The organism is Blautia sp. 1001283B150304_161114_C9 (genome assembly GCF_015668165.1).
GTDB lineage: Bacteria > Bacillota > Clostridia > Lachnospirales > Lachnospiraceae > Blautia_A > Blautia_A wexlerae.
Genome location: NZ_JADPGO010000002.1, coordinates 43,380 through 68,768 on the forward strand (window position 1 = coordinate 43,380; position 25,389 = coordinate 68,768).

At 40.1% G+C, this 25,389-nt stretch carries 32 protein-coding genes and 2 pseudogenes; 22 read left to right on the top strand and 12 right to left on the bottom strand.

The window, feature by feature from the left end; translation table 11 throughout:
• From I4V44_RS01435 to I4V44_RS01495, 13 genes are all read left to right on the top strand, one after another.
• A complete protein-coding gene (locus tag I4V44_RS01435) occupies nt 1–135 on the top strand; it encodes a DUF3789 domain-containing protein (RefSeq protein ID WP_081021271.1) in 135 nt (44 codons plus the stop codon).
• A complete protein-coding gene (locus I4V44_RS01440; RefSeq protein ID WP_004844214.1) occupies nt 132–353 on the top strand; it encodes a hypothetical protein in 222 nt (73 codons plus the stop codon). Before I4V44_RS01435 ends, I4V44_RS01440 begins: the two co-directional genes overlap by 4 nt.
• A gap of 5 nt (nt 354–358) precedes the next feature.
• Nucleotides 359–850: an antirestriction protein ArdA gene (locus I4V44_RS01445; protein ID WP_055200583.1), complete on the top strand. Its 492-nt coding sequence runs from the start codon at nt 359–361 to the stop codon at nt 848–850.
• A gap of 57 nt (nt 851–907) precedes the next feature.
• Nucleotides 908–1,411 (top strand): antirestriction protein ArdA, encoded by a 504-nt coding sequence (locus I4V44_RS01450; protein WP_196002207.1) that lies wholly within the window; start codon nt 908–910, stop codon nt 1,409–1,411.
• Nucleotides 1,412–1,524: 113 nt separating this feature from the next.
• Nucleotides 1,525–1,914 (top strand): conjugal transfer protein, encoded by a 390-nt coding sequence (locus tag I4V44_RS01455; protein ID WP_005611098.1) that lies wholly within the window; start codon nt 1,525–1,527, stop codon nt 1,912–1,914.
• Entirely contained in the window at nt 1,901–4,354 is a 2,454-nt protein-coding gene (locus tag I4V44_RS01460) for an ATP-binding protein (protein WP_196002208.1), read from the top strand. Before I4V44_RS01455 ends, I4V44_RS01460 begins: the two co-directional genes overlap by 14 nt.
• Nucleotides 4,351–6,498: a CD3337/EF1877 family mobilome membrane protein gene (locus I4V44_RS01465; RefSeq protein WP_196002209.1), complete on the top strand. Its 2,148-nt coding sequence runs from the start codon at nt 4,351–4,353 to the stop codon at nt 6,496–6,498. The genes I4V44_RS01460 and I4V44_RS01465 overlap by 4 nt, the downstream gene beginning before the upstream one ends.
• Nucleotides 6,495–7,502 (top strand): bifunctional lytic transglycosylase/C40 family peptidase, encoded by a 1,008-nt coding sequence (locus I4V44_RS01470; RefSeq protein WP_196002210.1) that lies wholly within the window; start codon nt 6,495–6,497, stop codon nt 7,500–7,502. Before I4V44_RS01465 ends, I4V44_RS01470 begins: the two co-directional genes overlap by 4 nt.
• Nucleotides 7,503–7,516: 14 nt before the next feature.
• The gene (locus I4V44_RS01475; protein ID WP_006857581.1) at nt 7,517–8,419 is read left to right on the top strand and encodes a conjugal transfer protein; all 903 of its coding nucleotides are present in this window, start codon (nt 7,517–7,519) and stop codon (nt 8,417–8,419) included.
• A gap of 216 nt (nt 8,420–8,635) precedes the next feature.
• Nucleotides 8,636–9,310: a response regulator transcription factor gene (locus I4V44_RS01480; RefSeq protein WP_020994080.1), complete on the top strand. Its 675-nt coding sequence runs from the start codon at nt 8,636–8,638 to the stop codon at nt 9,308–9,310.
• A complete protein-coding gene (locus I4V44_RS01485; protein WP_006857577.1) occupies nt 9,298–10,632 on the top strand; it encodes a HAMP domain-containing sensor histidine kinase in 1,335 nt (444 codons plus the stop codon). Before I4V44_RS01480 ends, I4V44_RS01485 begins: the two co-directional genes overlap by 13 nt.
• A 50-nt stretch (nt 10,633–10,682) precedes the next feature.
• Entirely contained in the window at nt 10,683–11,195 is a 513-nt protein-coding gene (locus I4V44_RS01490) for a membrane lipoprotein lipid attachment site-containing protein (RefSeq protein ID WP_006857576.1), read from the top strand.
• A 19-nt stretch (nt 11,196–11,214) separates the two neighbouring features.
• Nucleotides 11,215–11,388 carry a cysteine-rich KTR domain-containing protein gene (locus I4V44_RS01495; protein WP_008704154.1) on the top strand — a complete coding sequence of 58 codons (174 nt, stop codon included), beginning with the start codon at nt 11,215–11,217 and terminating at the stop codon, nt 11,386–11,388.
• A gap of 108 nt (nt 11,389–11,496) precedes the next feature.
• On the opposite strand, the gene I4V44_RS01500 is transcribed toward I4V44_RS01495, so the two are convergent.
• A complete protein-coding gene (locus I4V44_RS01500) occupies nt 11,497–11,853 on the bottom strand; it encodes a helix-turn-helix domain-containing protein (protein WP_006857575.1) in 357 nt (118 codons plus the stop codon).
• A gap of 563 nt (nt 11,854–12,416) precedes the next feature.
• On the opposite strand from I4V44_RS01500, the gene I4V44_RS01505 reads away from it, so the two are divergent.
• The 4 genes from I4V44_RS01505 (at nt 12,417) to I4V44_RS01520 (ending at nt 15,254) form a co-directional block, all read left to right on the top strand.
• Nucleotides 12,417–12,836: an RNA polymerase sigma factor gene (locus tag I4V44_RS01505; protein WP_008704153.1), complete on the top strand. Its 420-nt coding sequence runs from the start codon at nt 12,417–12,419 to the stop codon at nt 12,834–12,836.
• 1 nt (nt 12,837) lies between these two features.
• Nucleotides 12,838–13,077, top strand: a complete 240-nt coding sequence (locus I4V44_RS01510) for a helix-turn-helix domain-containing protein (protein ID WP_006857574.1) — start codon at nt 12,838–12,840, stop codon at nt 13,075–13,077.
• A 383-nt stretch (nt 13,078–13,460) separates the two neighbouring features.
• Nucleotides 13,461–13,604, top strand: a complete 144-nt coding sequence (locus tag I4V44_RS01515; RefSeq protein WP_006857573.1) for a hypothetical protein — start codon at nt 13,461–13,463, stop codon at nt 13,602–13,604.
• An 81-nt stretch (nt 13,605–13,685) separates the two neighbouring features.
• Complete coding sequence (locus tag I4V44_RS01520) at nt 13,686–15,254, top strand: recombinase family protein (protein ID WP_006857572.1); 1,569 nt, start codon at nt 13,686–13,688, stop codon at nt 15,252–15,254.
• Nucleotides 15,255–15,337: 83 nt separating this feature from the next.
• On the opposite strand, the pseudogene I4V44_RS01525 reads toward I4V44_RS01520, so the two are convergent.
• The 8 genes and pseudogenes from I4V44_RS01525 to I4V44_RS01560 form a co-directional block, all read right to left on the bottom strand.
• Nucleotides 15,338–15,658: pseudogene (locus I4V44_RS01525) on the bottom strand (manganese catalase family protein); the annotation flags it as partial.
• Between the two features lie 129 nt (nt 15,659–15,787).
• A complete protein-coding gene (locus I4V44_RS01530) occupies nt 15,788–17,203 on the bottom strand; it encodes a recombinase family protein (protein WP_196002212.1) in 1,416 nt (471 codons plus the stop codon).
• A 169-nt stretch (nt 17,204–17,372) separates the two neighbouring features.
• On the bottom strand, nt 17,373–17,915 hold the full coding sequence (locus I4V44_RS01535) for a Uma2 family endonuclease (RefSeq protein ID WP_055199929.1): 543 nt from the start codon (nt 17,913–17,915) through the stop codon (nt 17,373–17,375).
• Between the two features lie 429 nt (nt 17,916–18,344).
• A complete protein-coding gene (locus I4V44_RS01540) occupies nt 18,345–19,175 on the bottom strand; it encodes a hypothetical protein (RefSeq protein ID WP_008704148.1) in 831 nt (276 codons plus the stop codon).
• A 138-nt stretch (nt 19,176–19,313) separates the two neighbouring features.
• The gene (locus I4V44_RS01545) at nt 19,314–19,637 is read right to left on the bottom strand and encodes a hypothetical protein (RefSeq protein ID WP_330380921.1); all 324 of its coding nucleotides are present in this window, start codon (nt 19,635–19,637) and stop codon (nt 19,314–19,316) included.
• A gap of 184 nt (nt 19,638–19,821) precedes the next feature.
• Nucleotides 19,822–20,049 (bottom strand): type II toxin-antitoxin system MqsA family antitoxin, encoded by a 228-nt coding sequence (locus I4V44_RS01550; protein WP_008704146.1) that lies wholly within the window; start codon nt 20,047–20,049, stop codon nt 19,822–19,824.
• Nucleotides 20,049–20,369, bottom strand: a complete 321-nt coding sequence (locus I4V44_RS01555) for a DUF4258 domain-containing protein (protein WP_008704144.1) — start codon at nt 20,367–20,369, stop codon at nt 20,049–20,051. Before I4V44_RS01555 ends, I4V44_RS01550 begins: the two co-directional genes overlap by 1 nt.
• 1 nt (nt 20,370) lies before the next feature.
• Nucleotides 20,371–20,868 carry a helix-turn-helix domain-containing protein gene (locus I4V44_RS01560; protein WP_022381007.1) on the bottom strand — a complete coding sequence of 166 codons (498 nt, stop codon included), beginning with the start codon at nt 20,866–20,868 and terminating at the stop codon, nt 20,371–20,373.
• Between the two features lie 160 nt (nt 20,869–21,028).
• On the opposite strand from I4V44_RS01560, the gene I4V44_RS01565 reads away from it, so the two are divergent.
• From I4V44_RS01565 to I4V44_RS01580, 4 genes are all read left to right on the top strand, one after another.
• Complete coding sequence (locus I4V44_RS01565; protein WP_118585484.1) at nt 21,029–21,262, top strand: DUF739 family protein; 234 nt, start codon at nt 21,029–21,031, stop codon at nt 21,260–21,262.
• A 109-nt stretch (nt 21,263–21,371) separates the two neighbouring features.
• On the top strand, nt 21,372–21,527 hold the full coding sequence (locus I4V44_RS01570) for a hypothetical protein (protein WP_196002213.1): 156 nt from the start codon (nt 21,372–21,374) through the stop codon (nt 21,525–21,527).
• Nucleotides 21,528–21,600: 73 nt separating this feature from the next.
• Nucleotides 21,601–21,894 (top strand): phage holin family protein, encoded by a 294-nt coding sequence (locus I4V44_RS01575; RefSeq protein ID WP_020994077.1) that lies wholly within the window; start codon nt 21,601–21,603, stop codon nt 21,892–21,894.
• A 44-nt stretch (nt 21,895–21,938) separates the two neighbouring features.
• On the top strand, nt 21,939–23,372 hold the full coding sequence (locus tag I4V44_RS01580; protein ID WP_196002214.1) for a GH25 family lysozyme: 1,434 nt from the start codon (nt 21,939–21,941) through the stop codon (nt 23,370–23,372).
• A 98-nt stretch (nt 23,373–23,470) separates the two neighbouring features.
• On the opposite strand, the pseudogene I4V44_RS01585 reads toward I4V44_RS01580, so the two are convergent.
• The 3 genes and pseudogenes from I4V44_RS01585 to I4V44_RS01595 all read right to left on the bottom strand — a co-directional run.
• Nucleotides 23,471–23,569: pseudogene (locus I4V44_RS01585) on the bottom strand (manganese catalase family protein); the annotation flags it as partial.
• Nucleotides 23,570–23,572: 3 nt separating this feature from the next.
• The gene (locus tag I4V44_RS01590) at nt 23,573–23,848 is read right to left on the bottom strand and encodes a spore coat protein CotJB (protein WP_008704137.1); all 276 of its coding nucleotides are present in this window, start codon (nt 23,846–23,848) and stop codon (nt 23,573–23,575) included.
• Nucleotides 23,845–24,168 carry a spore coat associated protein CotJA gene (locus I4V44_RS01595; protein ID WP_055059535.1) on the bottom strand — a complete coding sequence of 108 codons (324 nt, stop codon included), beginning with the start codon at nt 24,166–24,168 and terminating at the stop codon, nt 23,845–23,847. Before I4V44_RS01595 ends, I4V44_RS01590 begins: the two co-directional genes overlap by 4 nt.
• Before the next feature lie 364 nt (nt 24,169–24,532).
• Between I4V44_RS01595 and I4V44_RS01600 the strand changes: the two genes are divergently transcribed.
• A complete protein-coding gene (locus I4V44_RS01600; protein WP_026649085.1) occupies nt 24,533–25,333 on the top strand; it encodes an MBL fold metallo-hydrolase in 801 nt (266 codons plus the stop codon).
• Nucleotides 25,334–25,389 lie beyond the last annotated feature (56 nt).

Below are 25,389 nucleotides of genomic sequence, written 5' to 3' on the forward strand. Positions count from 1 at the left end.
ATGCAACGATTATTATTTGACTTCCTGTTCTTCTCTTTAGGGGGAACAGTTGGCGTGGTTGCCATGTGTATTTTACAGGCTGGCAGACAGTCTGACCGAAAAATGATGGAACTGAAAGGAGAAAAGAAAGCATGAATTTTGGACAGAACCTTTATAACTGGTTTTTAAGCAATGCACAGAGCCTTGTGCTGATGGCGATTGTTGTTATCGGTATCTACTTGGGATTCAAGCGTGAGTTTTCCAAACTTATCGGATTCTTGGTAGTTGCCTTAGTAGCCGTTGGTCTTGTATTCAATGCGTCCGGCGTAAAAGACGTATTGTTACAGTTATTCAATAAGATTATTGGAGCGTAAAGCCTATGGAAGAATGTAGCGTATTGATTGAAACGACCAAATCAGCAGAGGATAAAACCTCTCGCTGGTTTGATTTACCCATTGATTATGAGCTGTTCCGTGACCTGCTCGGGGTGGAAGCTGACAGTAAAGATTATCAAATCACAGACATGAAGCTCCCTTTTGCTGGCGACATTGTAAGGACAACTTCTGTCAGACGGTTAAACAAGCTGTACTTTGCTTACACGGATTTATCGCCAGAGGTTCAGCAGGCTTATAAAGAGTTGATTCCCTACTGTGGCGGTGTTGAGGATTTATTGCAGAAGTCGGAAGAATTTCTGTTTTATCCAGAGTGCCACAACATCATGGACGTTGCCCGTTACCGCTTGGAGCATAACATTGAATTTTCTGCTCTCTCCGAAAAGGGAAAGAAATATTTTAATCTGGAAGCCTACGCCCATGAGCTGGAAGAAAAAGGACGTTATGCTCTCTGCAACAACGGTATGTTCAAGCTGTAATGTGCGGTGATTCTTATGGCAGATTTTATGAATACAACCGAAAGGAAGTGACCGCTTATGATTGATGATATGCAAGTCTATATAGCCAATCTTGGCAAGTACAATGAGGGAGAACTGGTCGGGGACTGGTTCTCTTTTCCATTGGACGAAGAAGTGATTGCAGAACGTATCGGCTTAAATGCTGAGTACGAAGAATACGCAATCCATGATACGGACAACTTCCCGATGGAGATTAGCGAATACATTTCCATCGAAGAACTGAACCGTATCTATGAGCAGTTGGAAGAATTACCGGATTACCTGCTGGACGACTTGGACAGTTTTATATCCTGCTATGGAAGTCTGGAAGAACTGGTGGAACATAAGGACGACATCATTCTGTATTCCGGCTGTGAAACGATGACCGATTTAGCCTACTATCTGATTGATGAAGAACAGGTACTCGGAGAAATCCCGTCCTCTTTACAGAACTATATCGACTATGAAGCCTACGGGCGTGACCTCGATATAGAGGGGACATTTATTGCAACAAACGTTGGTATCTGTGAGGTATTGCGTTAAGGGCTGGCAGATCAGCACCGCCACTGGTGCTACTGTCAGCTTTTCTCTTGGGGGCAGTCTGGGAAATCCGGCTGTCCCTGTTGTTAGGAAAATGAAGAAAGGAGCATTTACAAGTGAAGAAAATCCGAAGTTATACAAGTATCTGGAACGTGGAAAAGGTACTGTATGCCATCAATGATGTAAACCTGCCATTCCCCGTGACCTTTACCCAGATTACATGGTTTGTGCTGACGGAATTTATCATCATTCTGTTTGCAGACGTACCGCCACTTTCCATGATTGAGGGTGCATTTTTAAAATATTTCGGGATTCCCGTTGCCCTTACATGGTTTATGTCACAGAAAACCTTTGACGGGAAAAAGCCATACAGTTACATCAAGACGATGGTGCTGTATGCCCTGCGTCCCAAAGTGACTTATGCCGGAAAAGCCGTGAACCTGCATAAGCAGAAATTTGAGGAAACTATCACGGCAGTAAGGAGTGTGACCTATGTTCCCGATTAAATATATCGACAATAACCTTGTCTGGAATAAGGACAATGAGGTATTCGCCTACTATGAGCTGATACCGTACAATTATTCATTCTTATCCCCAGAGCAGAAATACCTTGTGCATGACAGCTTCCGTCAGCTTATAGCACAGTCCCGTGAGGGAAAGATTCATGCGTTACAGATTGCAACCGAAAGCTCAATCCGAAGCATACAGGAACAGTCAAAGAAGCTGGTAACTGGAAAGCTCCGTGAGGTAGCAATCCAAAAGATAGACGACCAGACCGAAGCCCTTGTATCCATGATAGGCGACAATCAAGTAGATTACCGTTTCTTTCTGGGATTCAAGCTCATGGTCACAGAGGACGAAGTCAATCTGAAGAACATCAAAAAATCGGTATTTCTGACATTCCGTGAGTTTTTGAATGAGGTAAGGCATACGCTGATGAATGACTTTGTTTCCATGAGCAATGATGAAATCAATCGTTATGTGAAGATGGAGAAATTACTGGAAAACAAAATCTCCCGTAGGTTCAAAATCCGCCGACTGGAAGCCAAAGACTTTGCGTATCTGATGGAACACCTCTACGGCAGGGACGGGATAGCCTACGAAGATTATGTGTATCCTCTTCCAAAAAGAAAATTAAAAAGAGAAACACTGATTAAGTATTATGACCTTATCCGTCCTACCCGTTGCGTGGTGGAAGAAAGCCAGCGATATTTGCGTCTGGAACATGAGGACAGTGAAAGCTATGTGTCCTACTTTACGGTCAATGCGATTGTCGGGGAACTGGACTTCCCATCATCGGAAATCTTTTATTTCCAGCAACAGCAGTTCACATTCCCTGTGGATACGTCCATGAATGTTGAGATTGTCGGAAATAAGAAAGCCTTAACCACTGTCCGTAATAAGAAAAAGGAATTAAAGGACTTGGACAATCACGCCTATCAAGCCGGAAATGAAACAAGTTCAAATGTGGTGGAAGCCTTAGACAGTGTCGATGAACTGGAAACAGATTTAGACCAGAGTAAGGAAAGTATGTACAAGTTAAGTTACGTCATACGGGTGTCTGCACCCGATCTTGACGAACTGAAACGCCGTTGTGATGAAGTCAAGGACTTTTACGATGATTTGAATGTGAAACTGGTTCGCCCTGCCGGAGATATGATGGGACTGCATGGAGAGTTTCTTCCTGCCAGCAAGTGTTATATCAATGATTATATCCAGTATGTGAAATCCGATTTTTTAGCCGGACTTGGTTTCGGTGCTACTCAGATGTTGGGAGAAAATACAGGAATCTATATCGGATATTCCGTGGATACAGGAAGAAATGTCTACCTGCAACCGTCCCTTGCCAGTCAAGGGGTAAAAGGTACGGTCACAAATGCGTTGGCTTCTGCTTTTGTAGGTTCGCTTGGCGGTGGAAAATCATTCTGTAATAACCTGCTAGTATATTATTCCGTCCTGTTCGGTGGACAGGCAGTTATCCTAGACCCGAAAAGTGAGCGTGGAAGCTGGAAAGAAACTCTGCCGGAGATTGCAGAGGAAATCAACATTGTAAATCTTACCAGCGACAAGGAAAATGCAGGGCTTCTTGACCCGTTTGTAATTATGAAAGATAAAGAGGACGGAGCTACACTGGCAAAAGAAATTTTAACATTTTTAACAGGTATCTCAACCCGTGATGGAGACAAGTTCCCTGTGCTTATCAGTGCAATCAGCAAAGTATCAGAAAGTGAACACAGAGGATTGCTAAATGTTATCACAGAATTACGGAAAGAAAATACGCCTATTGCAAACCATATCGCAAATCATATTGACAGTTTTACAAATTATGATTTTGCACACCTGCTCTTTTCAGACGGAACAGCGAAAAATACTATCAGTTTGGATAACCAGCTCAATATCATACAGGTTGCGGATTTGGTTCTGCCGGATAAAGATACTACTTTTGACGAATACACGACCATTGAACTGTTGTCGGTATCCATCTTAATTGTTATCAGTACCTTTGCCCTTGACTTTATTCACAGTGACCGAAGCATTTTTAAAATCGTGGATTTGGACGAAGCATGGGCGTTCTTAAATGTGGCACAGGGCGAAACACTCTCAAATAAACTGGTGCGTGCTGGTAGAGCCATGAACGCCGGAGTCTATTTCGTGACACAGTCCTCTGGGGACGTATCGAAAGAAAGTCTGAAAAATAACATCGGCTTAAAGTTTGCGTTCCGCTCCACAGATACCAATGAAATCAAACAGACCTTAGAGTTTTTCGGACTGGACAGTGAGGACGAAAACAACCAGAAACGGTTGAGGGATTTGGAGAACGGACAATGCTTAATGCAGGATTTATACGGGCGTGTCGGCGTGGTACAGATACACCCTGTCTTTGTAGAACTGCTCCATGCCTTTGATACCAGACCGCCGATAAAAAGTGAGGTGGATTTGGAATGATGAAATCTGTCACAAAAGAAAAGATATTCCATGTGCTGAAAATGGTTCTGCTTGCCGTGACCGTCACGCTGGTACTGCTGTCCCTGCTTGGGACAGTGGCTCATGCGTCTGGACTGGTCGATGATACAGTCAATGCAGACAACCTGTATTCAAAGTATCCGCTTTCCAATTATCAGCTTGATTTCTATGTGGACAATAGCTGGTCATGGCTTCCGTGGAACTGGCTGGACGGCATTGGAAAATCGGTGCAGTACGGGCTTTACTGTATCACAAATTTTGTCTGGACAATCAGCCTGTATCTTAGCAATGCCACAGGGTATGTGGTGCAACAGGCATATAAGCTGGACTTTATCAATGACATGGCAGACAGTATCGGGAAAAGTATCCAGACACTCGCCGGAGTGACCGAAAACGGATTTTCCAGCAGTGGATTCTATGTGGGATTCCTGCTCATTATCATTTTGATTGTAGGTGTTTATACCGCCTATACAGGGCTTCTCAAACGGGAAACAAGCAAGGCACTTCACGCCGTTATCAACTTTGTGGTGGTATTTATCGTGTCTGCGTCCTTTATTGCCTACGCTCCCAATTATATCCAGAAAATCAATGATTTCAGTTCAGACATCAGCACCGCTTCTCTGGACTTGGGGACAAAAATCATGCTCCCCGATTCACAAAGCAAAGGCAAGGACAGCGTAGACCTTATCCGTGACAGCCTTTTTGCGATACAGGTAGAAAAACCGTGGCTGTTGTTGCAGTTCGGGAACAGCGATACCGAAGAAATCGGGACTGACCGTGTAGAAGCTCTGGTATCTGCCAGCCCGTCCGATGAAGATGGGGAAACAAGGGAAAATATTGTAAAAACAGAGATTGAGGATAACGACAATGACAACCTTACCATTCCACAGGTCGTCAACCGTCTTGGCATGGTGTTCTTCCTGCTCATTTTCAATCTCGGTATCACAATCTTTATCTTCCTGCTTACCGGAATGATGTTATTTTCCCAGATACTATTTATCATATATGCCATGTTTCTACCTATCAGTTTTTTACTGTCCATGATACCGACCTATGAGAACATGGCAAAACAGGCAGTTGTCCGTGTGTTCAATGCCATTATGACAAGAGCCGGAATCACTCTGATTGTGACCGTGGCATTTTCGATTTCCAGTATGTTCTACAACATCTCCACGGACTATCCGTTCTTTATGGTGGTGTTTTTGCAGATAATCTGCTTTGCCGGAATCTATATGAAGCTCGGAGAACTAATGAGTATGTTCAGCCTTAATGCGAATGACAGCCAGCAGATAGGTCGTCGGATATTCCGTAGACCGATGGTGTTCATGCGACACAGGGCAAGACGTATGGAACGCCGAATTGCAAGGGCTGTTGGTACAGGAAGTATGGTCGGAGCTGGTGCTGGTGCAGTCGCTGGTTCTGCTTATAATCACTCTCGTTCTACACATAAAAATACGCCAGCCAGACCACAAAGGAATAATGATGTTTCGATGGGAAGCCGTGTCGGTTCTGCGGTAGGTGCTGTGATGGATACGAAAAATAAAGTCCGTGACAGTGCTTCCTCACTGAAAGAAAATGTGAAAGACCTGCCGACACAGGCTGGTTATGCTGTCCACTCTGCAAAACAGAAAGCAAAGGATAACGTATCTGACTTTAAGCGTGGCGTTGTGGAAGAACGGGAAAACCGACAGGAACAGCGTACACAGAAACGCAATCAGCACAGGGAAAATATCTCACAGAAAAAGCAGGAATTACAGAAAGCACAGGAAGCAAGACAGACAGTTCATGCGAATGGATCAGCGACAGCCGGAGCTACCAGAAGCCATGAACGCCCTGTTGCCACACCTGTTCCAAAACCTGCACAGACCGATACAGTTACTAAGCCGGATATGAAACGTCCTGTTACTTCTTCTGTGATAAAAAATGCAGAAGTCAAGGCTGGAAAAGAAAATGTCCGAACCAATATCAGACAGGAACAACAGGTCAAATCTGTTGCCAGAACGAATCAGTCAAACGTAGCGGAATCCAGAAGTAATCAAAAGAAAACAACCGTACAGAAACAGGTCAACCAAAAACAAAATCGTAAGACTGTTACGAAGCAACCAGAGAAAGGACGGAAGAAATGAGATTAAAACGTATCCTTATCATAGGTACGATATTTCCAGTCCTTTTCTCCATCGTCCTCTTTTTCGGGATATTGATTTCCGGCGAAGATGACGACAGTTCAAACAGCTATTCGCCTGTCTATTCTGGCATGAACCTGTCAGCCGATGTCCTCAAACATCAGCCGATGGTAGAAAGATACGCCAGAGAAAACGGTATCTCGGAGTATGTGAACGTCCTGCTTGCCATCATACAGGTGGAAAGTGGCGGTACGGCTACCGATGTCATGCAGTCCAGCGAAAGTCTGGGACTACCGCCAAACTCATTAAGTACAGAAGAATCCATTAAGCAGGGGTGTAAATATTTTGCGTCCCTGCTTTCTTCCTGTAAAGCAAAAGGCATGAATGACATTAACGTGGTCATTCAATCTTATAACTATGGTGGTGGCTATGCAGACTATGTGGCGAAGAACGGGAAAAAGCACAGTTTCAATCTTGCAGAGAATTTCGCAAGAAACAAATCTGGCGGTACAAAAGTGACCTATACCAATCCGATAGCTGTCAGTAAAAATGGTGGCTGGCGTTATAACTACGGAAATATGTTTTATGTGGAGCTGGTCAACCAATATCTGACCGTGAAGCAGTTCAGCAACGAAACGGTACAGGCGGTTATGAATGAAGCATTGAAATATCAAGGTTGGAAATATGTCTATGGTGGCAGTAATCCGAACACCTCTTTTGACTGTTCTGGTCTTACCCAGTGGTGCTACGGAAAAGCCGGAATCAGCCTGCCACGAACTGCACAGGCACAGTATGACGCAACCCAGCATATCCCATTGTCACAGGCACAGGCTGGCGATTTGGTCTTTTTCCATTCCACTTATAATACCAGTGACTATGTTACCCATGTAGGAATCTATGTGGGAAACAATCAGATGTATCATGCCGGAAATCCAATCGGCTATACCGATTTGACCTCTGCCTACTGGCAACAGCACATCATTTGTGCCGGAAGAATCAAACAATAGAAAGGACTTGAAATATGTTTAAGAAAAAAGAAAAAACAGAGAAAGCACCTAAGAATAAGAAAGTGCGTACCATGAAAGTCGGGACACATAAGAAATCTGTCCTGCTGTTGTGGGCGGTGCTTCTGGCAAGCACCAGCTTTGGTGTGTATAAGAACTTTACCGCCATTGACACCCACACGGTACATGAAAAAGAAATCATTCAGCTAAGATTGAACGATACCAACGGTATTGAGAATTTCGTCAAGAACTTTGCGAAAGCCTACTACTCATGGGATACCAGCAAGGAAGCCATTGAAGCAAGGACAACAGAAATCAGTAAATACCTTACCAAAGAATTACAGGACTTGAACGCTGATACCATCAGAACGGACATACCAACCAGTGTTACGGTTACAAATGTGCTGGTCTGGAATGTGGAACAGTCTGGAATGAACGATTTTACCGTTGCCTACGAAGTAGATCAGCAGGTAAAAGAGGGAGAACAGACACAGGCAGTCACAGAAAACTACACCGTGACCGTTCATGTGGATAAGGACGGTGCAATGGTCATTACCCAGAATCCAACCCTTGCTCCGGCGGTACAGAAATCAAAGTATGAACCGAAAGTACAGGAAGCAGATGTCAGTGTCAGTTCCGACACAGTCAAGGACGCTACCGCTTTCTTGGAAACATTCTTTAAGCTGTATCCGACAGCTACGGAAAAAGAACTTGCCTATTACGTCAAAGACGGTGTGCTTGCTCCTGTTTCCGGCGACTATGTATTTTCGGAACTGGTAAACCCTGTCTTTACCAAAGACGGCGATAACCTCAAGGTCAGTGTGTCTGTGAAGTATCTGGATAACAAGTCGAAAATGACACAAATCTCACAGTATGAGCTTATGCTTCATAAGGACGATAACTGGAAGATTGTAGAATAAATAATCAAGGCTTGCGTCATAAACCGTATAGTATGCTCCGCAAGCCTCATTTCGGTATGATTTGCAAGCTGATTAATATAGTTGTTACATTTCGTTTAAGAGATTATAATAATTAAAATAGCTAAAATCTATCAATTTTTAACAGTAGTATGTGGACATAGTTGATAAAAAATTGCTTTTTCAATGATAAGATATATTTCTAAGGAGGAACGAGATATGGCACAGAGCATTTTGATTGTAGACGACGAAAGAGATATTGTATCAATGCTAAATCAATATTTTTGCAAAATTGGTTATGTAGTATACACAGCAATTAACGGAAAAGAAGCACTGAATGCAATCACAAAACATCCAGATATTATTTTATTAGATATAAATATGCCAGATATGAATGGTTTTACAATTTGTGAAAAAATCAGGAATTTTGTGTCCTGTCCTATTATTTTTTTAACAGCTCGGATTGAGGACTGTGATAAAATCAAAGGATTTGCTGTCGGTGGTGACGACTATGTTGTAAAGCCTTTCTCCGTTGATGAATTAGAAGCCAGAGTTGCTGCACATTTGCGGAGAGAAAAAAGACATGGTTCGTCCGCAATAGTTCAGTTCGATAATAATATAGTAATTGATTATTCATCACGAGTTGTTTTTTATAGAAATGCTGAAATAAATTTTACGAAGAAAGAGTTTGATATTATTGAATTTCTTTCACAAAACAAGGGGATTATTTTTGATCGTGAGACAATTTATGAAAAAGTATGGGGCTTAGATGGTTCTGGCGACAATTCTGTTATTACAGAACATATACGCCGGATAAGAACAAAATTCCTTTCTATAGGCGACAATCCTTATATAGAAACTGTCTGGGGGTGCGGATATAAATGGAAAAAGTAAGGCGAAAAAATTCAAGGCATTATATTGACAACATGAGTATTAAAAATTCGTTTGTTTTTTATGCTCTTATTTCCTTAGTGATTGGTATTGTAATAGGTGTTATATCTATTACTCTTGTAGATGATTACAGAATAAACCTTAACTATAAATATGAGGACATGACAACAAGGTATGATATACCTGAAAATGGTTCATTTACAGCGAAATATAACAAAGACCAAACAGAATACACAATATATAATGCAAGTGAAAAGGAAGTATGTAATTTTGTTGTAGACTATCAAAAGGAACGTCCAGTACAAGAATATATTTATCCTAATCATGTTTCTTACATTGAAGTTTCACCAAAGTTTACTAAACATGATAGAATTGTGGATTCTGCTCTAGGTGTGGTTAATATTGTCACCATTCCTATTGTTCTTTCAATTAGCATGATTCTTTGTGTGACTATCTTTGTAAACCGAAAATTAGTAAGACCCATAAAGTTACTGACGAATGCATACAGAAAAGTCGAAAACAACGAACTGGATTTTACGTTGCCGTACCCTTATAAAGACGAGATGGGGAGGCTGTGTCTTGCATTTGAGAAGATGAAAAATTGTTTATATCAAAACAACCAAAAAATGATACGGCAATTTACTGAACAAAGGAGATTAAATGCTGCTTTTTCACATGATTTACGCACGCCTTTAACAATACTAAAAGGACATACCACAATGTTGTTATCATTTATTCCCAAAGGATTAGTTTCTCAACAGGAGGTACTCGACGAATTATCAACAGTACGCAACAATGTGGAACGGCTTGAAAAATACGTTAGTGCTATGACAAACTTATACCGTTTAGAAGATATAGAAATCGAAAAAGAAAACATAAACTTTGACTTCTTATTAAAAACCTTATCAAATACAACGGAAATGCTCTGTTCTGATATAGAATATACGATTAAAACAAATTGTAATAAACAGCAAACTCTATTTATCAATCTTGAAATTATCATACAAATTTATGAAAACCTGTTGTCTAATAGCATTAGATATGCTAAGTCGATGATAGCTATTGATGTAAATAAACAGGAGGAATTTTTATTGATTACGGTCTCTGACGATGGCTGTGGTTTCAAAAGTACGGATATAGAACGTGTAACATTACCATTTTATAAACCATCGCAAGATACTACGTCTGAACATCTAGGTCTGGGATTAAACATTTGTAAAATATTATGTGAAAGGCATGGAGGTACAATAAAAATTTCAAATAATCATAAGGGGGGAGCCTGTGTTACAGCTTGTATAAAAATTGCATATGTTGATGAAAAATAGACATTTTCCCCATATAATTGCATTAAGCACTTATAAAGGAGGTTTCGATTATGAAAAAAATTATCTGTATTATTTTAATAACTGTCACAAGCATTTTGTCCGGGTGCAATTCAACATCAGATGAAGAAATAATATCATCACAGGATTTCAAAGAGAATTATGAGGTTTCGTCCTATGGAACTGAGGAAAAAATTAATACTTTATCAGATGTTGAGCTTACATCAAGTGAAAAAGAGTATTCTGACTTAGAAAACGCAAAATTTTTTTTAGAAAATAACTCCAACAAAGAGTATCATTATTCTAAAGCCTATTTTGAAATTGAAGCGGAGCAATCAGAAACATGGTATCAATTAACTCAACTTTATGACCCATCAAAAGATAACGAAGATGATGCAGTTATAAATCCCACCGAAAGATTAAGTTTACCATTTGATATTTCCTCGGTTTATGGCGAACTCCCATCAGGGCACTATAGAATAATAGTAAGTATTTCTTATTTCGAATCCCCTAAAGATTGGGATTATGACACTTATTATTTGGCATGTGAATTTACATTAAAATAGTATATCAGAAAGGAAACAAATGGGAACAGCAAAATGGATATACTGTCCTATATGCAAGAATAAAACAAGAACAAAAATCAGAACGGATACTAAGTTGATAAATTTTCCACTGTATTGTCCAAAATGCAAACAGGAAAACCTAATTAATGCCAGCAAATTAAAAATAACAGTAATCAAAGAGCCAGACACTTAGATGCAGAGCCGATAATTCAGAGGATTTCATATCTCATAGATTATCGGCTCATTTTTATTACCTATCACCATATCCCGTATGATTGGCAGGCAAATAAAAATGGAGGAACTAATCTTCCCCCACTTCCTTTGATTTGATGATACCAGCAGCGACGCTCTCCATGACAACCATATCTTTGTCGTCGAAAGTATCAAGCTGTTGTTCCAACTGTCTGCGGCGAGTGCTTTTTACTTTGTCACTGGTCGGCAGGAAAATTTCATCAACAGACACATTAAGTAGAGTTACAAGGTCATAAAACACCTGTAAACTTGGGTGCTGCCCTTTATTCTCAATATTCGTCAGATAGCGTGGGTCAATTTCAATTTTTGCTCCCACCTGTTCACGGGTCAGACCTTGTTTCATCCTTGCCGCTTTGATGGCAAGACCAAAGGCTCTGAAATCGTATTTATCTTCTGTTTTACGCATAATTAATCACCTCACTACATTTTACTGTTCCTAAAGAATTTGTAACAGGTACAGTAAAACGTATTGCAAGGTTTATCAGTTCCTATGAACAGGTAAATAACAATATATGCTGCTTGGCGGTAAAAAAAAAACCGTTGTCAGCAGTAATGCTTTTATACGTCCTTTTAGATAGAACGACGGTTCATACAGCCGCCGTTTTATTTTTGTCCAACGGTGGACAAACTACTGGTTGGTTTTGTTTTAGCGGCTTCAGGAGGTAGCCGCATGGAATGCCTATACATTCAACAACATTCGACCATTGGTAGCTTGTTAAAAAAATCCGTTTAACTTTTGCGGATTATATCGCTCTTGTATATGGTTTTTCACATCACATAGCAGGAACAATTTATAAGGCACAAGAACAGCACGTCAGTATTGCTCTTGTGCTTTTTTGCTACTTAAAAAAATTTTTTGATTTTTTTCTGATTCGGGTTACAAATCACCCCTCCGTGTTGAGTGTTAGTGCGGAAAGAGGTAAAAAGCCTTTTCGCTTTAGCAACTTCAACTTGAAAGGAGGTGAGATTATGAAACCTTCTTCATTTGAGAACGCTATAAGACTTCAATTTGACTGTCTGGCTCGTAAGGTGATTGGCAGAACTGTAAAGAACTACAACAAAGAACTTGCCAGACGTGCAAAGCATGAAATATCTTTCTGTGAAATACCAGAGCTGGAATTAAACCAGTTGGGTGTATCGGACGAATACTCGCTTGAATTTACTTCCTTTGATGTGTTCGGTACAGAAGTTCGTGTCTATGATGAGAAATTATGTGAAGCAATCAAAAAATTAAGTGAAAGACGACGCAATGTTGTGTTGATGTTCTACTTTCTGGAATTACCAGACGCAGAAATCGCAGAGATTTTGGATATTTCCAGAAACTCTGTTTATAGAAACAGAATGTGTTCACTAAAGCTCATTAGAGATATGTACGAGGAGGAATTATAACATGATGAAGTCTACAAAAAAGTGTCCTCTATTCTCCACAATCAGTTTAGCTGCTGATGGCGACGAAGTGGCAATAGAGAAAATTTTAAATCACTATGACGCTTACATATCAAAAGCAAGTTTACGCCCGTTCTATGATGAACACGGAAATATGTATATTGTGGTCGATATGGAACTGAAAGGCAGAATTAGAGCTGCCCTTATTAAAGCAATTCTAGGTTTTGAAGTCAGAGTGAAATAAGCGAATATATACGGAGTGTGATACCACCTCATTCCAGCTCCGTTTTACAAGTGTTCTTTGAAAATTGAATAAAGTAATCAGATACGTTTGATATGCGGTGAGCCGACGGACTGGAACGCCATGACCCATGAAAAGGAGGGATAAAGAAGCGAGCGACCACGCCAGTGATCCGTAAGCGACTGTTGGAAAAGTTGCTGCCATGACCCGTATATCAGAATAATGATACACTCGCATGGTGCGGTTCACCCATCAGAATGGGAATGGTGAAATTCCAGTGGAGCTTTCCAAAGCCATCTGATTACTTCTTACTTTATAGACAAATTCTTTCATAATGTACAAGCATTTTTGCATACTTTGTAAATATATTGTAGTGAGGTGGTTCAATGGCAAATGACGCAAAGGTAGTTTGCAAGAATGTTTTTAAAAATTGTGATAAAGCGGCGTTTACAAAAGCATTTACTCTAAAATGGATAGAGTTGATAAATCAATATGAAAAAAATAAAGGAAGGGCAACTCCTGCCAGATGATAGACAAACTATCCTACAAGATGTTATAATAACATTATGTAGAGATAGTTTGTTTCGTCTTCTCAAAAAGGAGAACGAAGCATGATAGAATCAAAATCAAGAGTTGCTATTTATTGCCGCTTATCAGAGGAAGATAGAAACAAACAATCAGAAACAGACGACAGTAACAGTATTCAGAATCAAAAGTCAATGTTACTTCAATACTCATTAGAGCATGGTTGGGAAGTCTACAACATATACAGTGATGATGATTACACTGGTTCTGACAGACGACGACCAGAATTTAACAGGTTGTTGGAGGACGCAAAGAATCGTAAATTTGATATTGTCCTTTGTAAGACACAATCCAGATTTACCAGAGAACTAGAATTAGTGGAAAAATATATCCACGGTCTTTTTCCTATTTGGGGTATTCGCTTCATCAGCATTGTTGATAATGCAGATACCGCTAATAAAGGAAATAAGAAATCAAGACAGATTAACGGTCTGGTGAATGAGTGGTACTTGGAGGATATGTCAGAGAACATTAAAAGCGTTCTCACTGACAGAAGAAAGAACGGACACCATATCGGTGCTTTTGCTCTGTATGGTTACAAAAAAGACCCTGACGTAAAAGGGCATTTGATTATTGATGAAGAAGCTGCGGAAGTTGTCAGAGAAGTTTTTACACTGTTTTCACAGGGATATGGAAAGACCGCCATTGCCCGTATGCTGAATGACAGAGGAATACCAAACCCTACGGAATACAAACGACTTCATGGTTTGCGTTACAAGCAGCCTAAAACGAAAAACAGTACCCTATGGAAATATTTTGCCATATCAGATATGTTGGTGAATGAAATCTATATCGGGAATATGGTTCAAGGGAAATATGGCAGCGTTTCTTATAAGACAAAGCAAAACAAACCCAGACCCAAAGACGAGTGGTACAGAGTTGAGGGTACACATGAGCCGATTATTGACCGTGAGTTATGGGATAGGGTTCAAGCATTGGTAGCTCAAAAGGCAAAACCTTTCACAGTTGGCACAATCGGTTTATTTGCCAGAAAAGCTCGCTGTATGAATTGTGGTTATACAATGCGTTCGTCAAAGAATCATGGTAAGCATTATTTACAATGCTCTAACCGCCATGTAGCAAAGGACGCTTGTATAGGTTCTTTCATTTCAGTAGACAAATTAGAAAAAGCTGTGATTGATGAACTTAATAAGTTATCCGCAGAATATCTTGACAAAGATGAGCTTGAACAAAATGTGCAATTCAACAATGACTTGCGAGGTCAAAAAGAAGCTCTGGAAACGGAGATTGCTGCTTATCAAAAAAAGATTGCGGAATATACAAAAGGAATCCGAGAATTATATTTAGATAAGGTAAAGGGTATTCTTTCCGAACTTGATTACTTGGATTTATCCAAAGACTTCTCAACACAAAAAGAAAGGCTCGAAAAACTGATGATTGATACGCAGAAACAGCTTGATGTTATTGAAAGAAAAATGCTGATTGGCGACAACAGACGACAGTTAATCGAGCAATATACAAATCTTGAACACTTAGACAGGGAAACGGTTGAAAAGCTGATTGATTATGTATTGGTTGGCAAAAAAGACCCTGTAACTAAGGAAGTACCTATTGAAATACATTGGAATTTCTAGGGTTCTCATATCTGGCAGCTAGTATGCCAGATTATCGGGAACTTTCTTTTAAAACCTCAATGTTGTCTTTATACAATCGCACCCTCTGCAGCAAGATCCTCGAACAGATCAGTGATCGGATCACCTTTACTCTGAAATTCACATGCATTAAATGGTACGCCACCTGCTGCCTGTGGCCAGACTCCCACTGTGTGATCGATATAATACGGTCCAAATCCGGATTTCTCAATTTCCTCCATGGAAAGGTCCCGGGTAAGCTGATGTACAATAGTGGATACCATTTCCAGATGACTGAGTTCTTCTGTTCCTATGTCGTTGAGCAAAGCAGAAGTCGTTCGGTTCGGCATGGTAAAACGCTGGGAAAGATAACGCAGGGAAGCGCTGATCTCACCGTCCGGGCCACCAGAGTGCAGTACCCTATAATAGTCCCGCAACCCTAGTGTTTATGCGGGTTTGCGGGATTTTCAATTCTGAAAAAATATTACGAAAGTGTTAAAATGACTGAAATGGCACTTTTTATAGAAGTCTGAAATTCAGGAAATAATGATGTCAAAAGACATTTTTCCGGATTCTTTATCATATATAATCTGCTCCACAACACTTCTGATTAGATTTCCTTTTTCTTCATAACCTACGTCTGGATTCTTCAGGACATCCGCAACAGAACGGATCTCTTTCAGGACTTCTTCTGTATTAGGTTGCTCTGACTGTTCTTCCTGTAATAGCTGTGAAAGGGCAGCAGTCAATTCTAATCGGTCTGATACCAGACGATCCTTATTACTCTTGTATTCTTCTAGAGTATCTACGCCTGCCTCATAAGCCTCTTTGATTCTGCTTTCTCTCATGGTGAGCTTACTGATCTCTCTTTGTAACTGTTCGATCTGCAGTGAATGATCAGTCTTTTTCTTTTTGCATACATATGTAAATTCTGCTCCATCTAAGATCTGATCAAAATAACTTATCACAGCTTCTTCGGCCTTTTTGACTGATAAGGCAACAGAAGTCTTATGAAATCCTTTTGCATATTTCCAGCACTGGAAATAAGGACATTTATTATTACCAGTGTAAGAAAGCGTAGCCCCGCAGACAGAACACTTTAAAAGGCCGGATAGCCAGTGCTTACAGGCAGAGACATTCCGTGCCTTGACCGGACGTTTCCGGGAAGTGATCAGCTTCTGACGTTTTTCGTACCGTTCCCTGGAAAGACGTACCTCATGGCTTCCTTCAAATTCCACTCCGTTCCAGACAACAGTCCCGCAATAGAAGGGATTTCCAAGAATCCGGTCAACGCTGCGCCGCTCGAAGAGTTTTCCGCGTTTTGTCCGGTATCCGAGATCATTGCAACGCCTGGCAATAGCTGTCTCATCTAAGTTCTGATTATCATACAGGTCCATGATATAAGAGACAATGGCATATTCAGCCTCATTAATGACATAAGGCTTTCCATGTCCAACTGCAGTATAGCCAAGACAGGGAGATGTCTGATAGCCTTTTTGCAGGGCTTTTTCTTTCATGCCACGCAAGACCTCACCTGACAATCGAATGGAGTAGTATTCATCCATCCATTCGATGATGCGCTCGATCAGGCTACCAAAAGGTCCCTCGATCAATGGTTCAGATACACTGATCACGTCTACATTATCCTTCTTGAGCATACTCTTGTATACGATAGACTCTTCCTGGTTACGGGCGAAACGACTGAATTTCCATACCAGGATCACATCAATGGGGTGAGAGGGCTGCTTCGCCAGGGCGATCATCTTCTGAAACTCCGGACGCTTCTGTGCATGCCGGCCGGAAACACTCTCAGTAAAGATAAAGTCCCCGGAAACAATCATGTCATTCTTCTGAGCATAATCCAGCAAAAGACGTTTCTGCGCATCAGGAGAAAGTTCTGTTTGGTCCTCTGTCGAGACGCGGATGTAAAGACATGCCACTTTACTGCTCATAAATATCACCTCGGTTTTATAAAATATGTAATTTTAAGTATAAAAATAACAGCCACACAAACGTTCTGATTGTGTAACTGCTTCGAAGATGATACAATATCTTTGCCAAAGTACGGAATCTCTTCGGAGATTCTTGAGCCGTCCCTGCTACCAACAGGGGCGGTTTTTATTATAATAATTCAGAGATCACAATTGATAAATCGGGATATATACATACTAGAATTTCATCATCAAAAGAGTATAATCCGGTACCCGATTCATTTTCAAAATCGTAAACGTTTACAATCCCCTTCATAGGATTAATGATCCAGTATTCCCTGACTCCGGACATACGGTATTTAAACAGCTTTATTCCGTAATCTTTACTCTGGGTAGCAGGAGAAACAACCTCAATTACCCAGTCAGGTGCACCATGACAACCTTTTTCATCTACTTTGTCCGGTGAGCAGACAACTGTTAAGTCTGGTTCGACATAGTTCTTGTTATCTTCATTCAGGAACACTGCAAATGGAGAAACATATGGTTTACAGGATCCGTCTTTACTTTTAATGTAATTGCGGATAGTAGCATACAGTTCACCGACGATTACCTGATGTCTGGTATTAGGCGGTGCCATCATATAGATCTGCCCATCAATCAGCTCTGCACGTTCGCCATCCGGAAGAGCGTAGATGTCATCTATTGTATAAATCCGTTCTTTGGGTAATGGCATAATGAAAACTCCTTTCGTTAATCCATTGATGTGATCACATATATACAAATGTTCGACTTGTGTAACTGCTCCGAAGATGATACAATATCTTTGCTAAAGTACTGGATCTCTTCGGAGATTCTTGATCCGTCCCTGTTACCAGCAGGGGCGGTTTTTATATGAATTTTTGTGTGATTAGCTGATTTAAACGTTCAAGCAAATCGTTTGGAAAACCCAAAACATCAAATATGCTTTGACCATTGAAATGTATGTCTTTATAAGGTGAAAGAATATTAAATAATTCGGATCTAAATCTGAATTATTAGATATTCTCAATTCAATCAATTTCTGGTGATTCCCCGTCATTCGAGGCATCTGTTCAAACGAGAATGTTTGGTTGCTGTTACCAGTAAGGGCACTTTTTGAAGACATTATTGAATGCAATGATAATTAAATAAACAGGGATTCTTCAAAAAATCTGCTTGTATAGGAATTAGGGCATCTTACCCATCCAGAAATATCAGCATCCTCAGCCCGGATATATATATAGGCACTGCCGCCAGAATATTTAATTTTATTTACAGTACATACTTCGTAAGCATCTGTTGTATAGATAATATTTCCGTTAGGGGCGTTCTTTATATTCAATGATTTTGCACATTTCCACATATTTTGTCCACCAAGAAGGGGATTGTATGATTTGGAATAAGTGACAGGATATGTAGTTTTGGAAAGCTTCAGAGAGCTTCCGGAAAGTTTATAAGTTATGGTATATTGAATAGAACCGACTCCTCCTGGCATTGACTGCATACGGATTTGAATGTAATTTGCACCAACTTTTTGAGTAAAACTATTATGGCGAGCATTGAAAGCACCTTTACGATGCGACATTAAATTGACAGCAGATACAAGTTTTCCAGATTTATAAGTCAATAATTTGTCGTAATCAATGTGATCATTATCAATGTCTTGGCATTTTAGCTTCAAAAAATGTTTATTTCCATTGAGAGTATAAAGATCTGCATTTACAAGATATATGTTTTGGGCGTTTAAACTAAAACTTTTTTTGCCATTCACCTCAATGTTCAGATAAGATTCCGACTTGAAATTTATTCGAATTTTATCAGCCTTGCCATCACCGGTGATGTCATATTTAGAGTATGCTACATTTGGCCGAATGGAAATGTTACTTTTTTGAGCTGCTTTAACAGTTAGCGGCATAGATATGGTGCTGATTGTAATTAGGGCAACTGTAAAATATTTTAATAATGTCTTTTTCATGTGAAAAACCTCCTGTATTCAAGAACTCATTCGCAGTTCTATGAGCTTTTGGTGATATCCAGTCATTCTAGACATCTGTTCAATAGTAAAATCTCTATATTCTTCCAATAGCGAATCTGGTAATAACGGCTCCGTTCTTTAATCTGCTGATGAAATCATATGTATCACCGCAAATGGTTCAAAATAAATAACATAATTATCAACAACAGCGTATACACCGTATTTAGAATGATAACACTGTATAGCCTCTTTTAAATATTCTTCCGTAGCGTTCAGATATTCAGCCATCTCATAAAGATTCCCACATCCTGCTTCATAAGCGCTGATCAGACCGGTAAGTCCAATCTTTAGATTATACCCATAAAGCCGAGCTCGATATTCCTGCTTTCGGCTTTCTACCTTATTCTGGTCTAAAATGTTTCCGGAGCTGGTGCGATAATGCCCGATTTCTTCGGCAAGCACACAGGATTTTTCTGCTTGTGTTTCTATATCCTTTCGGATTGCTATGCGACTGCCCGGATCAGGTCATCATGTTCAGTAAGAGGTTGTTCTTTAACAAGTAACCCTTCTTGATCGGCAGCAGTCAGTAATTGTTCGTAATTCAATTGGGATCACCCCTTTAGCGATTAAAATAAAACAGTTCTCTCTAAGCTGTTTGCTTGTAGTCAACAACTGCAATTTCAGTCAGCATACCTTTAACTTTTTGAATAATTTCTTCAATTCGTTCAAGTGTTTCACCATTTAAGTATTCTTCCCCACATTGAGAACACTTTTCACAAGGAACATTCTTGATAATGATATAGCATCCCTGATAATCAGTCATGTAAGTTGTTGTAGAAGATTCAATATTACCTTTGCAGTAAAAACAAGTCATTATGCATTCTCCTTTCTGGTTTTGAAATCAGATTCCCATTTATCAAAACTGGGGAAATAAGCTGTTATAAGGAACAAATCCGATTCGTGATTTCCGATGACTACATGAAGATATTTATCTTCGATGCTCATCCCCAGAATTAAACAACTGGGGTAAGGATAATCATCTGGATATTGTTCGATGATTTCTCCATTCATAATACAGGCTATTACATCTTTTAAGAATATCCTACGCTGTTCCAGCCTTTTAGCTGCGTGGAGTGTAATACGAATGTTTTTAGGTATACATAGTTTACGCAATTCCAATATATCTAATGCCATATCATTCCTCCCATTTTGAATCATCATTCATAATATCCAAATCATGCTGAACACCTTCGGGTGTTTGCTCAACATCCGTCCGGGCATGAGCTGCAAGAAGATCTTCTTCCATCTGCTGGGCGGAGAGAAGGTTCTTAGAGTAGGCGAGAACCTTTCTCTGGTTATGAGGAGACAACTGATTGCAGATTTCTATGATTTCCTTGCACTGAGCAGAGACGGAAGAGTTCTGAACAGATTCTGCTTTATAGGGAGTTCTTTCCATAGGAACGTCAAAACCCATAAGCCATGCTTCACTTACGTTCAATGCATTTCCTAGAATAAAAAGCTTTTCCTGGTTAGGCTCTGTTTTTCCAGAACAGTATTGACTTATATCTGACTTATTCATTTTTACACTATACTTTTGACAATATGGAACAGTCAGATTAAGAATATCAACCTGCCGAAGTCCGCGCATATTCATTATTGTTTTTAAACGAATTGCAGTGTTTTCTTTCTTCATAATGTTCTCCTTTTCGTAATTGAAATATAACACATATTATGCAAAAGTTCAATAATAAAAACCTAAAAGTTAAAAAAATTGAATTTTATGTTGACAGAAAATGGACGACGTGATATTACACAGATAATTCAAAAGCTTGAACCGGAAAGGAGGTATCAAGTTGGCATTCGATTATAACAAGCTACGAGGAAGAATCGTGGAGATTTTTAACACTCAGTCGAACTTCGCAAGTGCAATGGGATGGTCGGAGAGCATATTGTCACTAAAGATGAATGGAATGTGTTCATGGAAGCAGATAGATATTTGTAAAGCAATACAGTTGTTGAAACTTACTATTGAGGACATTCCGATCGTATGTACTCGGGTAGGTCACTACTCTGTACTTACAGGATAAGAGCATATGAGAGGAGAGTCAACGAAAGTCGTTCGACAAACTGCTTAAATTTGTATAAACAGTAACTCATACATATCATTTCCCATACCATAAAGAAGAGGTGAGGAAGATGTCAGAATTAAAACTGGTAACAAGAAATATCCGTATTAATGGAATTCAGCATAAAGCCAGTGATATGTCAGAAGAAGAAATCAAATGCCTGCTCATCCAGAGACAGGATATAATTTTTCTGAATATGAATTACGAAAGAAAAGCCGCCGGTTAAGGCGGAGAAAGGAGGAACATATTAAGGTTGCGAATCATAGAATAGAAGACCTGGAAAGAAAAGGAGAATGATTATGGAACAGATCACAAACTATGTAAAACCGGAACTCATCGTAGTAGCTATTGCCTTATATTTCGTAGGAATGGCACTCAAACAGGCACAGGCAGTAAAGGATAAGTACATCCCGCTTATCCTTGGCGGAATCAGCATTGCAATCTGCGCGATCTATGTGTTTGCCACCTGCACCTGCGGTACCGGACAGGATATTGCAATGGCAATTTTTACAGCGATTACACAGGGAATACTGATTGCCGGTCTTTCTACATACGTGAACCAGATCGTAAAACAGGCAAATAAAGACGAATAAGGGATGAGAAACCATCCCTTTTCGCTCTATGAAAGGAGACGGACATGGAAATAAGAGGAATTGATGTATCTGCCTGGCAAGGGAAAATTGACTGGAAAACAGTTGCTGATTACGGCATGGGGTTCGCAATCCTGCGGATTACAGAAGCGGGAAACGTGATAGATAGCTACTTTGAGCAGAACTTCTCTGAATGCCGGAAATACAATATCCCGGTTGGGGCATATAAGTATTCCTATGCCATGACAGTTGCGGAGATACAGAGCGAAGCCAGAAAAGTAGTGGAAGTTTTGAACGGGCGAAAACTGCAGTATCCGGTCTGGCTGGATCTGGAATGGAATAATCAGAGAAGCCTCGGAGCTGAACAGATCCATAAATTGGCAGAAGCATTCGAAAAGATTATCACGGCAGCGGGATATAAATTTGGTATTTATTGCAATGTGGATTGGTACCTGAATGTAATTTGTAGCCATCTGAAAAAATACGATTTCTGGATTGCACGTTATCCGGCATCAGATAACGGTACTTTACAGGAACGACTCCGGCCGGACTTTGGTGTGGGCTGGCAGTATTCCAGTAAAGCAAAGATACCTGGCATCAGCGGAACTGTAGATAGAAATATATTTTACAAAGATTATAACGAAGCAAAAGATATAAAAAAGGAAAACACAGTCATGACAAAGAGTGAAGCTATCAACGTAGTTCTGGGAATTGCAGAAGAAGAGATCGGGTACCTGGAAAAGAAAAATAACAGTAAGCTTGACAGCAAGACTGGAAATGCCGGATCAGCAAACTATACAAAATATTGGAGAGATATAAAACCATCCTATCAGGGGCAGCCCTGGTGCGCAGCGTTTATCTCCTGGTGTTTCATGAAAGCTTTTGGTCTGGATAATGCAAAGAAACTCTTAAAACACTGGCCGTATGTATACTGCCCAACCTTAGGCGTCTTATTTGTAAAAAATGCCAATCCAAAAGTTGGAGATATTGTTATCTTTAAATACGGAGGTACCTTTACCCACACCGGCTTTGTAACAAAAGTAACCGGAGACAGGTTCTGGACGATTGAGGGAAATACTTCCGGAGCATCCGGTATCGTGGCAAATGGTGGCGGGGTCTGCCAGAAGAGCTATTACAACAGTAATCTTCCGGGGACAAAATTTTGTACACCGGACTATTCAATTGTTTTATCTGCAGATAAAGATGAAACAGACAAGACAACAAACCCAGAAGGAGGCAGCTACATGTTTAACCCAGAGACAGTAAAAGCAGGAGACAAAAATACATCTGTGCTTCTCTTACAGGAAATATTAAGAGCCAGAGGCTTTAAAGGCAAAAACGGCAAAGCCCTGAAACTTACATGGACAGCAGATGCAAACACGATTTACGCTCTGAAAGCTTATCAGGAATCCAGAAAAGAAGTTCTGGAAGTGGATGGTATTTGCGGATCTGCTACTTGGAAAGACTTAATTGCGATTTAAAGTAAATATAAATAAAAAAAGAGTATGGGTACAATGAATACCCTTACCCATAAGATATTGTGTCATTTTTCGGTATTTTTATATTATAGGGTATTGCTGTCCGGGCCACCGTACTGGCTCATGATATACTGTGCAATTTTGGCATTGGGTTGTGTGATATTGATCGGATATTGAAGCCTTTTTTCATAATTCCACATAAATTATCTGCACGCTCCTTCCTTTTCCCATGGGAATGGCTGTTCCATCCATTTCCAGATGGATTCTCCGGTCTGATCTGTAATGTCAATAATCAGGGGACCATATGCTTCGGCGTATTCTTTTAATAGCTTTTTTCGTTCCTGCACAAGTTCGTGACAGTAAGTCAGAGCCTTTTCATCACAGGGATGTGTGTCAAGGTACAGAGTCATATCATTGACTGCGAAACTGACCTGATCGATACGGTTTAATAACTGTTTTTGGGAGCAATCTGTTTTCATCTTCGAATACCTCTCTTTCCACAAAATGGTTTGCATAACTGTGGGAAAATGGTTCCTACATTTAATGCATACTGCAGTGGGAAATTCTCTGTAAACTTCTGGCAGGGAACATATGCCATTGCAGGTTCCAGATACTGAAGATGCGAAAACATTTCATGTTTTTTTTCTTTGACACCCGGTATAGTACAGCTACAGCCTGTCGTGTTTCTGACAGAGCATTCGGAACTGTTCATATTTCTATTTGAAGGCTGAGGCATATTCATACCGCAGGTACGGTTATAAGGGCGGTTGCCGGAACATCCCATCCGATAATTTTCCATATATAATTCCTTTCTCTGAAAACTGTTTACATTATATTTTATGTCATGCTCATAAAACCGTGCTCATACAAGTCGAAATTTCATTGCCATAGTGAAGATTCGTTACTGTTCACATACCACTATCCCGCGAGGTGTTTTGGCATGAATATGCCAAAATCCCGAGACATACAAGCCAAAATTCCATTGCCGCAGGCAATCTGGAATGAATTTTGGCTAAGTTACTGTGAACGGAGTGAACAGTAACGAAGATTCATATCGTCTGACAGACAGATTTCTTTTTGTTTTCGAATATGTTATTATATATAGGAAATATTTGCTGCCTTCTAAGTGTCAGCATCCAAAGAAAGTCGGGAGGTACATAAAGATGAAACTTACAATATTGGGAACCGGAAATGCAAAGGTGACGAAATGCTATAACACCTGTTTTGTGCTAAATAAAGATAAAGAATATTTTATGATAGACGGAGGTGGCGGAAATACAATTCTGAAGCAGCTGGAGGACGCAGGAATCAGCTGGAAAGAAATCAGCACTATATTTGTGACACATAAACACATCGATCATCTGCTTGGAATCATCTGGATGCTTCGTATGTATTGTCAGGGAATGGCAAGAGGACAGTTTGGCGGTGAAGTGACTATCTATGGACATGATGAAGTGATCAGCCTGCTGAAACAGATGGCAGAGATGCTTCTCACACCAAAGGAAACGAAATTTATCGGAGACAAAGTCCATCTGGAAGAAGTAAAGGACGGAGAAGATAGAACGATTCTGGGACACAGGGTGACATTTTTTGATATTCTGTCTACAAAGGCAAAACAGTTTGGGTTCTGCATGGAGTACGCAGAGGGAAAGAAGCTGACCTGTTGTGGAGATGAGCCATATAATGAATGTGAACAGAAATATGCCAAAAACAGCACATGGCTTCTTCATGAAGCATTCTGTCTGTTCTCTCAGGCAGATAAATTCAAACCATATGAGAAACATCATTCTACTGTAAAGGATGCCTGTGAGCTGGCACAGAAACTGGAAGCAGAGAATCTGATTCTGTATCATACAGAGGATAAAAATATTTCCAGACGAAAGGAGCTCTACACAGAAGAAGGCAGACAGTACTATAAAGGAAATCTCTGGATTCCTGATGATCTGGAAACCTACAAATTATAAAAAGACAAACCTCCGGAGGCTTGCCTTTTTTACAGCAATCTTTTTAAATGTATCAT